A 12081-nucleotide genomic window follows, 5' to 3' on the forward strand; every position below is an offset into this window, starting at 1 on the left:
GAGACGAATAAACGGAACCGGTATCATCCAAATATTTACCCACCATCTAACAAGAAGACCTCCGAGGCGTTCCATACCTCGGAGGTCTTTCAGCTCCAACTAGCTCAGAAGGTGCGGATACTTACCGCTTCCCCCACAGGGAGAGCAGCGCCGGCAGGAAGATCAGGAAGACCGCCACACTGGCGGTCATGCCCAGGGACATGACCGCGCCGATGCTGAAGACCCCCTGGTGGTGCGCCACCATCAGGGCGCCGAAGCTGAACAGGATCGTCAGGGCGTTGAGGAACACGCCGATCCCGGCGCTGCGCGTGGCCACCTGGGCCGGGGTTTCGTTCCCCTGGCGATAGCGGTTGATGATGTAGATGGCCGAGTCGATCCCCACCCCCAGGATCAGCGGCAGCACGATGATGTTGGCCGAATTGAAGCTGATCCCCGCCAACCGCATGCCCCCCACCATGAAGAGTAATCCCACCCCCAGCGGCAAGGCGCCCATCACGGCGAACCTGATGCTCTTGAAGTTGATGAGCAGGATCACGGCGATACCGATAAAGGCGTAGGCAAAGGCTCTGAGGTAGGCGTCCCGCATGATGGTCAGGGATTCGTAGACCATGATCGGCTCGCCGGTGGCATTGGGGACGATGCCCTTGACCTGGGTGACGAATTCTTGGAGCGGCTCATGTTCGAATATCTCCTTTTTCGGGGCGACCTGGAGCAGCAGTTGGCCGCTCTTACCCACGAAGCGCTGCTTCAGCTCCGCCGGCACGTCTGCTTCAACGACCGGTGACGCCTCCAGGCTTTCCTTCATCATGGTCAGCTTGGCCGGCAGCTCGGCGAACATCCCCCCCTGAAACTCCCGCAGCATCCCCAGGGCATTTTTGTCCTTTTCCTTCTCCAGCTTCGCGAAGAAGCCGTCCAGGGTCGCCAGAAATGCGCCCACCGGCTTGGCTTCGGGCGCCTTTTTGGCATCCAACGCTGTCTTCAGCTTGCTTACCCGGTCTCGGAACGCCTCGAAGACTCTGGGCAGTTCCATGACCCGCAGGTTCTCCTCGTAGGGCACCGGCCTGACATCCGCCAATACCTGCCGGAGCGCAGCCAATTCGGCCAGCTTGGCGTGCTGCTGGTCCGGCACCAGGGCTGGCAGGCTGACCACGTGGTCCACGCTGGGCAGTTTTTCCAACCGCTCGGTCAACTGTTTGGCCTCGGCGCGGTCTTTGGCGGTCACCACGGCAAAATAGCCGGAGTTCTCCTTGCTGCGCATCAGCTTGTAGGCGTATTCCACCGATTGCAGCCCCTTAGCCTGGAGGTTCATCAGGTTGTAATCGAAGCGCATGGTCAGGGTGGGGTAGAGGCAGACGAGTGCCAGGAACAGGGTGACGCCGACGACCGTCCGCGGGCTGGCGAAGAGGGCGCGGAAAAAAGGCTTTTCGCCAAGCTCTGCCGGAGCCTGCTCCGTGGGTACGCTCGGCTGCGGCTTCCTGAACCGCTCCAACAGGATCAGCATGGAGGGCAGCACGGTAAAGGTGGTAATAACGCAGATCACGACCCCGCCGGCCGCGATGATGCCCAACTCGGCGATGCCCTTGAAATCGGTGAAGGCAAAGGTGGCGAATGCCAGTGCCACGGTGGCTGCGGCCATGACGATGGAACGGATGTTGGCGGAGAGGCCGGTTTCGATGGCCGCCAGACCCGACGAGCCGTTCCGCAACTCCTCCTGGTAGCGCAGGACCACCTGGATGCCGTACTCGATCCCCAGGCCGATCAGCATGATGGCAAAGACCATGGAGAGGATGTTGAGATGCCCCACGGCGGCGGTGGCAAAGCCGAAGGAAAGGCAGATGCCTACGATCAGCGAAACCATGGCGCTGATCACGTTCAAAAGGCCGCGGAAGGCGAACAACAGCAGGATCACGGTCAGGGAGAGGGATAGTATGGTGGCGATCTCGATGTCCCGCTGGCTGGTGGCCATCTCCTCGTACTCGAGCACCGGCACCCCGGTCAGGCCGGCCGTAACCCCCTTGAACTCGGGGCGTTTCACCAGCTCGGCCAGGGCGGCGCGAGCCGCTTTGATCGGTTTTTCCGAGGCCACGAAACTACCCTCGTCCTTGACCGGACGCATGGTGATGACCTGCTGCTTGCCTGCGTTTTCAAGGGTCGATGGCTTGCCGTCGCCGCTCCCCTTGAGGAACGAATCCATGGTCATGCCGCTCCCCTTGCCGTCAAAGGCCTTGAACCCCTTGTCCAGGGTGGACAGCATGAAGGTCAGGCTTTCAAGGGAAGTCGGGTCGCCGGAGGCGAGATACCCATCGATCTGGCCCGTCAGGCTGGTGAAGAGCGTCTGCACCGAGGGGGAGGCGGAGAGACTCTTCAGGACCGGTGCGGCCATGGTCAGGGTGTGGCGCAATCGCTGGATATCCTCCAGCGGCATGAACAGGAGGCCGTTCTTCCGGAAAAAGGGGAGGCCGCCGGGGTAGAACACATCGCGGAACAGGCTGGTTTCCCGGTTCAGGCGTTGATAGAGAGCATCGGCGGCACGGGTCGATTTCTCCGCGTCGTCTGATTCTATGACCGCCACGATTTCTTCCTGGTCGCCGAATTCCCGACGATAGGCCTGGTAATCCATCTGGAATGGGGCGTTTTTGGCCATCAGGTCGTCGCGGCCGGTCAGAAACTCCATATTCTTTTTTGTATAGATGACGGAACAGACGGAAAATAGCAAGGCCAGCGTCAGGATCAGGCGCGGACGCCTGGCGACGAAGGCGAACAAACGGCTCGGTTTCGGTGTATCAGACACACATGACTCCTTGGGCAAGATTGTGACACTTCTGAATATACCGCCGGGGGGGAAAAGTCAATCAAAGGGGGAGTGTAACGGGGATGGGTCAGTTCCGTTCCATGACAATGGAAGAGGGGAGGCAGAGGCCGATCTGGATGGTCGTCCGGGCCGGTCTGCCGGTGCAGGCGTATTCCAGCGCAATCGCCGTATCCTCCAGCGCCTCGATCACCACAGCTCCGGGAGTGCTCACGGCAAAGGTTTCACCCAATTTCAGGATATAATCGCGGGGATCGTCGTAACGGGTCAGCCACACGCTCCCCTGGTCCATGCGCAGGGAACAACTCTCGGGGCCTGCGGTGACCGACACGGTTTCGCCTTTTTTCAGCAGATAGTCCATAGGCGGCTCCTCATGAGATTGATCGCTAAAAACGTTCGCGGTAGGCGCGGGGTGTGATCCCCAAGCAGCGCTGGAAGGTGCGCCGTAACTGTTCGGCGCTGCTGAAACCGCTCTTAAGTGCAACTGCCTCCATGGGATGGTTCGTCTCCTCCAGGAGATGCTTCGCCCGTTCGATGCGTAGCCGGTCCAGGTATTTCAAGGGAGTTATGCCGGTTTCCCGAAGGAAAACCCGGGCAAAATTGCGGGGGCTCATGGCTGCCCTGTCCGCCAGATCTTCAACCGTGATATCCTGATAGGCATTTTCCTCGAGCCAGGCTAGGAGCGGTGCCAGCGGCCCACCCGTGACCATCTGGGAGCGGAGGCGGCTGCTGAACTGGCTCTGCCCGCCCGGCCGCTTGAGGTAGAGGACGAGCCGACGAGCGATTGCCAGGGCCAGCTTTCTGCCGTAATCCTCCTCCACCAGGGCAAGCGCCAGGTCGATTCCGGCCGTGATGCCAGCGGAGGTTGCAATGGAGCCGTCCCTTACGTAGATCGCATCCGGCTCAACGGTTACCTCCGGGTACTCCCTGGCCATGCGGTCTACGTCCATCCAGTGGGTTGTGACCCGCCGCCCGTTCAGGAGCCCCGCTTTTGCGAGGAAAAAAGCGCCGGTGCAGACCGAGACGAGGCGTCTGGTTTGCCCCCCAATTTCTTTCAACCATTGGATCAATTCCCTGTTTTCCAAGGCGCGGCAGAGAGGCTCGTCCGGGCTCCCCACCACGAGCAGGGTGTCGATTGGGCTGGTAATGTCGCGCCATGCCGCGTCGGCCACCAGTTGGACCCCCGCAGAGGTCGTAACGATGCCCTGCTCCTGTGCCGCAATCGTGACCCGGTAACCGGGCGCGGCCACCTGTTCCCGCAACGTCCTGTTCACCACCCCGAATACCGCGGCAGGGCCGGTGGCATCAAGGAGTTCGCACCCTTCGTGGACTATCACTACGACGGAGCGTGGTTCGGTTGTCCCGGTTTCGCTGTGCAATTCTTGGTTGTAACGATTCATGGTCCGCATCTTTTCACAAAGCGGCACAAGGCGCAATGACAACAAACAGGCGTTTTCTGCCATGTGCCCGGTTGTGTCGGGACAGCATTGTTGATAAATAGTGCTGAAGCCGGTATTCTTGCCGCAGGAGTGCAAACCTCATGAACCATTCTTCATTCTCTGAACCCCTTGTGCATGGTTTCAGCCTCGGTGCAAGTCTGATCATCGCCATCGGAAGCCAGAACGCTTTTGTCCTGCGGCAAGGCCTACGGCGTGAGTACGTTTTTACGGTAAGCACCATCTGTTTTCTGTGCGATATGGTTCTGATTGGCCTGGGTGCCGGCGGATTTGGTACGTTCGTGGCCTCATCGCCCCGGCTGCTTGTGGTTGCCTTGTGGGGAGGGGCCGTTTTTCTGTTTTGTTACGGTATCCGCTCCTTTTGGTCGGCAGTCAGGCCGCAAGCGTTGGCAACCGATCTGGAGAATACGGGAGGTGAAGGCTTGGCTGCTGTGGTGGCGACTACTCTGGCTCTGAGCCTTCTGAACCCACACGTCTATCTGGACACAGTCCTTCTACTGGGAAGCCTGGCGGCGCAATTCAGCGGGCAGGCACGGGTCCTCTTCGCCCTGGGGGCCATGGCGGCATCGCTTGTCTGGTTTTACGGCATTGGTTATGGCGCCAGAATTTTCGCGTCGCTGTTTCGCACGCCGATTGCCTGGCGGGTTCTTGATATCCTGGTAGGGTGCACCATGTGGGGGATCGGCACCAGCCTGATCTGGAAGAGGGTGTTTACGGGGTAACGGTGCGGTAGCAATTATAAAAAAGCCCGGCTTAAACCGGGCTTTTTCGTGGGTCGATTCAGTGCCCCCTCATCCCTTACGGCCCTTACGACCCGCCTGAATCTTGCCGTGGGGGGTAATGACGTGGAGATTATGGTTGGCCGCACGGCGGATCATCAGCTCATGTTTGCCGGTCATGGTCGTCTTCATCATGTGTCGTGGTTTTGCCAACATTCCCTTCATGTCTTTCATGGCTGCCACCTCCTTTTCTTTCCTTCCCATTTCCAGTATAACACGATTTCTGAAGCGGAAGTCAGACCATTCAACTTCGCACAGGGAGGCCATCATGCTGAGTAGTGGCGAAATATCTGTTTCGAGCGACAAGCGGACCCAATTTATCTCCATAACACGACAAATTGTGGAGTTTGTGGACCGGAGCGGGTGGCGAGATGGTGTGCTGACCGTGTATGTGCCCCATACCACCGCCGCCGTTACGATCAATGAAAACGCCGATCCGGACGTGGCGCGGGACATGGAGTGGTTCAGTGACGAGCTGATTCCGCGCAGTCGTCATTTCCATCATAGCGAGGGGAACTCCGACGCGCACATCAAGGCCAGCTTCTTTGGCTCGTCGGTGCAGGTCATCGTGCGGGAAGGCAAGCTCTGGCTCGGAACCTGGCAGGGAATCTATTTCTGCGAATTCGACGGTCCCCGGGAGCGCAAGATGTTCGTCGCCTTTTCCTAGGAGGTTGTTGAAAAACAGCCATCTCGCCGCCGTCCTCGAAGTCCCTTTTGTGCGGCGTAGCGCTGCTACGCCGCCGCAGGGCCTTCTGCGGGTGCGGCTATCTGACTATTTTTGAACAACCTAAATTTTTCGACTGCCTGAGTCCCCACGATCCAGAAACATCTTGATCAGGTCGATGGGGACCGGGAAGATAGTGGTGGAGTTTTTTTCCGCGGCTATTTCCGTCAGGGTCTGAAGATAGCGTAATTGCAGTGCGGTCGGTTCGGCAGCCAGGATTGTGGCTGCCTGGGCCAGTTTTTCCGATGCCTGTAGTTCGCCCTCGGCGTGGATGATCTTGGCGCGACGCTCCCGCTCCGCCTCGGCCTGCTTGGCGATAGCCCGTTGCATCTCCTGGGGCAGATCGATGTTCTTTACCTCCACGTTGGCCACCTTGACACCCCACGGCCCGGTATGGCGATCGAGAATCTCCTGCAACTCCTTGTTGATTTTCTCTCGGTTGGCCAGGAGTTCATCCAGGTCTACCTGTCCCAGAACGCTCCGCAAGGTGGTCTGGGATAACTGGCTGGTGGCGTAGAGGTAGTTTTCCACATCTACGACGGCCTTCTGGGGCTCCATGACCCGGAAGTAGATGACCGCTGATACCTTGACCGTTACGTTGTCATGGGTGATCACATCCTGAGGGGGAACGTCCATGACAACGGTGCGCAGGGTCACCCTCACCAGACGGTCGATGCCGGGAATGATGAAAAAGAGGCCCGGTCCCCGCACCCCGGCCAACCGGCCCAGACGGAACAGCACGCCCCGTTCGTACTCGGGGAGGATGCGTACTGCGCTGGCGACGAACATAATGAACAGGACAGCGACAAAAAGTATCGGAATGTAATTGAACAGGTCGAACATGTGAAACCTCCGTTTTCATGTGAGGTGCCCCCATGGGACACCTGAAAAAGGGCGAGACGCGCTTCGGGCGAGGCCAGCCCTACGACATTTTTCTTACCTTGACTCGCATGCCTTCCATCTCCACTACCGTGACCTTGGACCCGGCAGCAATCTGCTGGTCACTCCAGGCATCCCAATATTCTCCGTTGACAAAAACCTTCCCCGTAGGGCAGATGTCGCTCTCGGCGCGCCCTTCTTGTTCCAGTAGTCCTTCCCGGCCGGTGGCCGGTTTAAGGCGATGGACACGTAACGCCTTAGCGATGACCACCGAGAAGAACCCGGCCGTGGTCAGCACCGTGACCGTGATCACGCTCCAGGAAACACGCAGGTAAGGTGCCGGGGATTCGAACAAGATCAGTGACCCGAAGATCATTGCGATAATTCCTCCAACCGTCAGCATGCCGTGGGAGGCAACCTTGATCTCGGCGATAAAGAACACCAGCGCCAGCAGGATGAGCAGGGCACCGGTGTAGTTGACCGGCAGCGTCTGGGAGGCAAAGAAAGCCAGGATCAAGGAGATCCCCCCGATCACCCCGGGCAGGATTACGCCCGGATTGGACAGTTCGAAGAACAGCCCAAGTGTGCCGAGCATCATCAGGACGTAGGCCACGTTGGGATTGCTGATGGCGTTCAGCATCCGCTCTCCCGGCCGCATCTCGGCCGGAATCGTCTCGGCTCCGGCCAGCCGCAAGGGTACCTCCCGGCCGCCTCGCATGATGCGATATCCTTCCATTTGTTGCAGCAACTCGGCCCGGTCCCGAGCGATCAGATCGATAACCTTGCCTGCCAGCGCCTTGTCCGCGCTCAGGGAGATGCTCTCCCTCACCATTCGTCGAGCCAGGGTTTCGTCACGGCCCCTTTTGCGTGCGATCCCCTCCGCATAGGCCTCGGCATCGTTAACCACTTTCTCCTCAATTATTTTGTCGGGTTTTTCGCCCAAGGAAACAGGGTGGGCCGCGCCGATGTTGGTGCCCGGAGACATGGCGCACACGTCGGCTGCCAGGCAGATGATGGCGCCAGCCGATGCTGCGCGGGCACCGGACGGCGTCACATAGACCGCCACCGGTACCGGGCTGGCAAAAACGTCCTTCACGATCTCCCGCATGGCTGTATCCAGGCCGCCGGGGGTATCCAGTTCCACCAGCACCAGACTGTCTCCGCCCCGGGCCGCGTCTCTCAGGGTGCGATGGACAAACCGGGCCGTCACCGGAGTGATCGGATCGTGGATCGTCACGACCCGAACCCGGCCTCGTTCGGCTGCCGGCACGGTTACACACACCAGCAGGCATAGGATGATACTGAGGCTGAGGCGCATGGAAACTCCTCTCTCCTTTTATAAGTATACCCTATTATGATGGCGTTGTAAGGAGGTCGAGGAAAGAATCGTGCAGGCGTACGGAGACGGCAACGACCCGGAAGGCGGGTCGTAAATGAGGGGCGATGCTGGTATGGACAACTTGCTAGGGCATATTCACATATGTAGTTCTGGTTTGAGATGGGCTGGGGTGAAGCTGGAGGCAACCTGCCAGCCCTTGCTCCCGTTCAGAACCGGCTCGAGTTTGCTTGCAATGTAGCCGATCAGTTGACCCTCTTCCGGTAGTTCCGCGGCGATCCTGACGATGCGGAAAGCAACCAAGTCACCAACCTCCGGGTATCCTGGAGCATCGGCCATGGTGCAGCCCCATATCTCCAGCGCCCCTTTGGGGCCGGCCAGGCGAAGGCGGAAATACCGTTCCCCCTCGCTGCCGCGCCGCCCCGTTCCAACCACCAGGGCCGGGATCAGCGCATTCAGCAACAGGCGGTAGCCCAAGGTGCAGGCATGGGCAAAAGCAGCCTCGTTATCAGGGAACCGTAACGGCGGCTCTGCTTTTCTGCGGAACCAGTCGAACATTGCATCACCTCATTCCAATTCCGTCGCAAGGCGTCCTTGGCACAGTCCGTCTTCGGCTCCCAACTTATTTACTCTGTACGTCCCTGTCGTCTCAGCCTTCGCCGTCTTGACCCTATCAGTGATCTGCAACCGGCATCACAGGTACTCTTCTTTCTTGAGCCCGTACTTCTTGATTTTGCGGTAAATCGTGGCCATGTTCATGCCTGCCTCGCGGGCCGCGGCATCGATATTGCCACCGTGTTTCTTCAGTAGCCCCTTGAGCAGGTCGGCCTCGAAGCGCTCCAGGGCGGCATTAAAGGGAAGTTCCCCCTCCGTGGTGGCCGCTGCCGGGGGAATGCCAACCGGTTCGTGGCTGATCTCCAAAAACTGATCCAGGGTTTCGCGAGAGATGTACTCCTCGCCGACCATGGCCATACATGCCTCGATCACGTTTTTCAACTGGCGGATGTTGCCGGGCCAGGTAAAGTCGCACATCGCCTGCATGGCTTCCTTGTCGAAACCTTTGACCATCGTGTCGAACTTCTGGTTTTGCAGGATGATGAAGTGCGCCGCCAGCAGTGGGATATCATCGGTCCGCTCCCGCAACGGCGGCAGATGGATGTTGACCACATTAAGCCGGTAGTAGAGATCTTCCCGGAAGGCACCGCTTTTGACAGCCTCTTTCAAATCGGAATTGGTGGCCGAAAGCACCCGCACGTCCACTCTGGTGGGAGCGGTATCCCCCAGGCGATTAAATTCCTTTTCCTGTAAAAAGCGTAACAGCGTCTTCTGTACGTTCATCGGCAGGTTGCCGACCTCGTCCAGGAACAGTGTACCCCCGTCGGCTGCTTCCAGGAGGCCGTGCCGGTTTTCTTTGGCGCCGGTGAATGCACCCTTCTTGTAGCCGAACAGTTCACTCTCCAGTAGGGTTTCGGGCAACGCACCGCAGTTTATGGCGATGAACTTGCGCTCGTGCCGTGGCGAGTTGTAATGGATCGCCTGGGCAATAAGTTCCTTGCCGGTTCCGGATTCACCGGTAATCAGCACCGAAGTGTCGCGCACCGCCACCTTCTCGACCCGTTCCAGTATGGCCTTCAATCCGCCTGAAGCGCCGATGATGTTGTCAAAGCAGAATTTGCCCTCCAGTTCGGCGCGCAGTTCACGGTTTTCTTCGATCAAGCGCGACTGCTGCAGGGCGTTCTTGACCCGGTAGACCAACTCTTCCGGCTCAAACGGCTTGGTCAGCATGTCGTAGGCCCCCTTGCGCAGGGCCTGGATCGACATGTCCACCGTGGCGTAGGCGGTGATCATAATTACCGGGATGTCCTTTTCCTTCTCCTTGGCTTTCTGGAGGACCTCAAGCCCGCTCATGCCGGGCATCTTGATGTCGGTGATAAGCAGGTCCCAAGCCCCGGGACGGAACTCATCAATTGCCTTGAGCGGCGATGTGTAGGCGCGGGCCAGGTAGCCGTTGTCCAGCAGTACCTGTTCCATCATGCGGCACAGGCCTTCTTCGTTGTCGATTACGAGGATGCGTTTCTTGTCGGGCATTGTTACATCGTTCCTTTTTTATACCGGGGCAGGTGTTTCAGTCGTTCAGAAATTTACAGTTCATCCCGCTCGACGGGCAGAGTTACGGTGACCGTGGTGCCCGTATCAGGACCGCTTACGATACTGATTTCGCCATGGTGCTGTTCGATGATCTGGCGGGTGATGGCCAGTCCCAGACCGGTGCCGCGTTCCTTGGTGGTATAGAACGGCTCGAAGATCTTCTCCAGGTTTTCGGCCGGAATGCCGCAGCCGCTGTCGCTGAATACCATGCGGACATGTTCGGGGTCAACCGCTTCGGAGCGGATCGTGAGGGAGCCGCCGTCCGGCATGGCACCGCCTGCGTTCAGGATCAGGTTGATGGCCACCTGGCGCATCTGGTCGCCGTCAAGGTGGACCTTGGGCAGATCGGGAGCAAATTCCGTCCGGATGGTCACGCCGCGCATATCGGTGTGGTTGGCGGCAAAATCCGCAATTTGCGCCAGGAGGTCGTTCAAGTCAACCGGTTCCAGGCTCGGACGGGGGGTCCGGGCGTATGAGAGCAGGTCCTGAACGATCTTCTTGCAGCGCTTGCTTTCGCGCTTGATCTCGTGGATATATTTGTAGTTCGGATCGTCCACGGTCATTTTACCTTCGAGATAGCCGGCGTAACCAAGGATTACGCCCAGGGGGTTATTGATCTCGTGGGCCACCCCAGATGAAAGGACGCCCAGGGAGGCCATCTTGCCGTGCTGGGCAAGGCTGGCCTCCATCTCCTTGTTGCGGCGTATTATGTCGGTCATACGGTTGAAGGCGCCGGCCAGTTCGGCTAGTTCGTCCTGCCCTTCAACCTTCATCCTTTCCTCAAGGTTACCCCGCTTGACGCGCCGAATGACATCTATCATATGAGTAATGGGGCTGGTGATGATGGTTGAGGCGCGGAAGACCAGGGCTACGGCAAATAACCCCACCAGCAGGCTGAGCAGAACCATGCTGATCATGATGCGGTCCTTGATCTTGTTGGCCTCGTGGTAGAACTCGTCTTCGTAGGAGCCGACCGCCACGATCCAGTCCCAGGGCTTGAAATATGCATAACGCACGATCTTCATGCGCGGTTCGCTGTTGCTGACATTCTTCCAGGGGTAACGGATCCAACCGCTCTTTTTTTCACACATCTCGCGGATAAAGGGGAAACCGTTGGAGTCGCGGGCGTCGAAAAAGTTCATACCCTCCGAGTCGGGATGGATAGTGAAAGTTCCCTTGCTATCCATGCAGAAGATGTAGCCGGTGGACCCCACCTTCTTGGCCTTGATCTTTTCCTTCAGTTCGGCAAAGGACTTACGTTCAAAGGCCGCTTCATCGTAAGTCTCATCCAGGTAGCCGCCGGCGGCTATGATCCAGTCCCATTCCCGGAAGTAACGGTAGGCGACGACCTTCTTGCGGGGATATTTGTCGCCCAGAATGGCGTTGCGCCAAGGGTAGATGATGAACAGAACCTCACCCGGTTTGGACAGTTTGGCGGTTTCGCACATCTCACGGATGAAGTAGCGCCCATTTTCATCCTTTTCGTTGTAGACGTTCTCGCCCTCGCGGGCGATGTGCACCTTCAGGTCGCCATGGCTGGTCATGGCATAGATGTAGCCGGTCTCGCCCACGTTGACCTTTTTCAGTGCGTCGCGCGCTTCCCGCTTGGCGGCGGCCAAGTCGAGCCGGCCCAGCTTGTACTGCTTGTGTTCGGATTCGACCAGGTTATAGGAAAGATTGGTGAGGGTAGCCAGCTCGCTGTTGAAGTTTTTAATCTTGTCCTGCTTGTAGACCTGAAATTGTTGGTAATGGGAATTGAGCAGGTCGATGGTAAAGGCAGTGATGTGTTGCAGGTCATCCTTGCTGGTCTGGGTGATCCCCAGGTAAGCCTGATGGTTGGCAATAGAGCCGATAACTCCGGCAACGATAAAGATCGGGCCGATTACCAGCGGCAGTACCAACGCCAACAACTTCCAGCGCAGTTTAAGTTTGCTGAGAAATTCCATCAC

At 58.4% G+C, this 12081-nt stretch carries 11 protein-coding genes; 2 read left to right on the plus strand and 9 right to left on the minus strand.

Annotated features, from left to right (window positions below; translation table 11 throughout):
- Nucleotides 1-121: 121 nt before the first annotated feature.
- The 3 genes from LDN12_RS05195 to LDN12_RS05205 all read right to left on the minus strand — a co-directional run bounded on the left by LDN12_RS05195 (nucleotide 122) and on the right by LDN12_RS05205 (nucleotide 4209).
- On the minus strand, nucleotides 122-2791 hold the full coding sequence (locus tag LDN12_RS05195) for an MMPL family transporter (protein ID WP_223921618.1): 2670 nt from the start codon (nucleotides 2789-2791) through the stop codon (nucleotides 122-124).
- An 88-nt stretch (nucleotides 2792-2879) separates the two neighbouring features.
- Nucleotides 2880-3170, minus strand: a complete 291-nt coding sequence (locus tag LDN12_RS05200) for a DUF2917 domain-containing protein (RefSeq protein WP_223921619.1) — start codon at nucleotides 3168-3170, stop codon at nucleotides 2880-2882.
- A 25-nt stretch (nucleotides 3171-3195) separates the two neighbouring features.
- Nucleotides 3196-4209, minus strand: a complete 1014-nt coding sequence (locus LDN12_RS05205) for a GlxA family transcriptional regulator (RefSeq protein ID WP_223921620.1) — start codon at nucleotides 4207-4209, stop codon at nucleotides 3196-3198.
- A gap of 140 nt (nucleotides 4210-4349) precedes the next feature.
- On the opposite strand from LDN12_RS05205, the gene LDN12_RS05210 reads away from it, so the two are divergent.
- Nucleotides 4350-4988 carry a LysE/ArgO family amino acid transporter gene (locus LDN12_RS05210; protein ID WP_223921621.1) on the plus strand — a complete coding sequence of 213 codons (639 nt, stop codon included), beginning with the start codon at nucleotides 4350-4352 and terminating at the stop codon, nucleotides 4986-4988.
- Nucleotides 4989-5057: 69 nt separating this feature from the next.
- On the opposite strand, the gene LDN12_RS05215 is transcribed toward LDN12_RS05210, so the two are convergent.
- The gene (locus tag LDN12_RS05215) at nucleotides 5058-5219 is read right to left on the minus strand and encodes a hypothetical protein (RefSeq protein WP_223921622.1); all 162 of its coding nucleotides are present in this window, start codon (nucleotides 5217-5219) and stop codon (nucleotides 5058-5060) included.
- A gap of 94 nt (nucleotides 5220-5313) precedes the next feature.
- On the opposite strand from LDN12_RS05215, the gene LDN12_RS05220 reads away from it, so the two are divergent.
- A complete protein-coding gene (locus tag LDN12_RS05220; protein WP_223921623.1) occupies nucleotides 5314-5712 on the plus strand; it encodes a secondary thiamine-phosphate synthase enzyme YjbQ in 399 nt (132 codons plus the stop codon).
- A 120-nt stretch (nucleotides 5713-5832) separates the two neighbouring features.
- Here the strand turns inward: LDN12_RS05220 and LDN12_RS05225 are convergent, their stop codons facing one another.
- From LDN12_RS05225 to LDN12_RS05245, 5 genes are all read right to left on the minus strand, one after another.
- Complete coding sequence (locus LDN12_RS05225) at nucleotides 5833-6612, minus strand: slipin family protein (protein ID WP_223921624.1); 780 nt, start codon at nucleotides 6610-6612, stop codon at nucleotides 5833-5835.
- 79 nt (nucleotides 6613-6691) lie between these two features.
- A complete protein-coding gene (locus LDN12_RS05230) occupies nucleotides 6692-7966 on the minus strand; it encodes a nodulation protein NfeD (protein ID WP_223921625.1) in 1275 nt (424 codons plus the stop codon).
- Between the two features lie 156 nt (nucleotides 7967-8122).
- The gene (locus tag LDN12_RS05235) at nucleotides 8123-8542 is read right to left on the minus strand and encodes a hypothetical protein (RefSeq protein ID WP_223921626.1); all 420 of its coding nucleotides are present in this window, start codon (nucleotides 8540-8542) and stop codon (nucleotides 8123-8125) included.
- 135 nt (nucleotides 8543-8677) lie between these two features.
- On the minus strand, nucleotides 8678-10072 hold the full coding sequence (locus LDN12_RS05240; protein ID WP_223921627.1) for a sigma-54 dependent transcriptional regulator: 1395 nt from the start codon (nucleotides 10070-10072) through the stop codon (nucleotides 8678-8680).
- A 53-nt stretch (nucleotides 10073-10125) separates the two neighbouring features.
- Nucleotides 10126-12078 carry a cache domain-containing protein gene (locus tag LDN12_RS05245; RefSeq protein WP_223921628.1) on the minus strand — a complete coding sequence of 651 codons (1953 nt, stop codon included), beginning with the start codon at nucleotides 12076-12078 and terminating at the stop codon, nucleotides 10126-10128.
- Nucleotides 12079-12081: the final 3 nt, after the last annotated feature.

Source organism: Geobacter sp. AOG2 (assembly GCF_019972295.1).
Lineage (GTDB): Bacteria > Desulfobacterota > Desulfuromonadia > Geobacterales > Pseudopelobacteraceae > Oryzomonas.

Excerpts from the sequence above, each read along its gene's own strand:
- LDN12_RS05200 (WP_223921619.1), bottom strand. The coding sequence starts at position 3,170 with ATGGACTATCTGCTGAAAAAAGGCGAAACCGTGTCGGTCACCGCAGGC.
- LDN12_RS05205 (WP_223921620.1), bottom strand. The coding sequence starts at position 4,209 with ATGAATCGTTACAACCAAGAATTGCACAGCGAAACCGGGACAACCGAA.
- LDN12_RS05210 (WP_223921621.1), top strand. The coding sequence starts at position 4,350 with ATGAACCATTCTTCATTCTCTGAACCCCTTGTGCATGGTTTCAGCCTC.
- LDN12_RS05215 (WP_223921622.1), bottom strand. The coding sequence starts at position 5,219 with ATGAAAGACATGAAGGGAATGTTGGCAAAACCACGACACATGATGAAG.
- LDN12_RS05220 (WP_223921623.1), top strand. The coding sequence starts at position 5,314 with ATGCTGAGTAGTGGCGAAATATCTGTTTCGAGCGACAAGCGGACCCAA.
- LDN12_RS05225 (WP_223921624.1), bottom strand. The coding sequence starts at position 6,612 with ATGTTCGACCTGTTCAATTACATTCCGATACTTTTTGTCGCTGTCCTG.
- LDN12_RS05230 (WP_223921625.1), bottom strand. The coding sequence starts at position 7,966 with ATGCGCCTCAGCCTCAGTATCATCCTATGCCTGCTGGTGTGTGTAACC.
- LDN12_RS05235 (WP_223921626.1), bottom strand. The coding sequence starts at position 8,542 with ATGTTCGACTGGTTCCGCAGAAAAGCAGAGCCGCCGTTACGGTTCCCT.
- LDN12_RS05240 (WP_223921627.1), bottom strand. The coding sequence starts at position 10,072 with ATGCCCGACAAGAAACGCATCCTCGTAATCGACAACGAAGAAGGCCTG.
- LDN12_RS05245 (WP_223921628.1), bottom strand. The coding sequence starts at position 12,078 with ATGGAATTTCTCAGCAAACTTAAACTGCGCTGGAAGTTGTTGGCGTTG.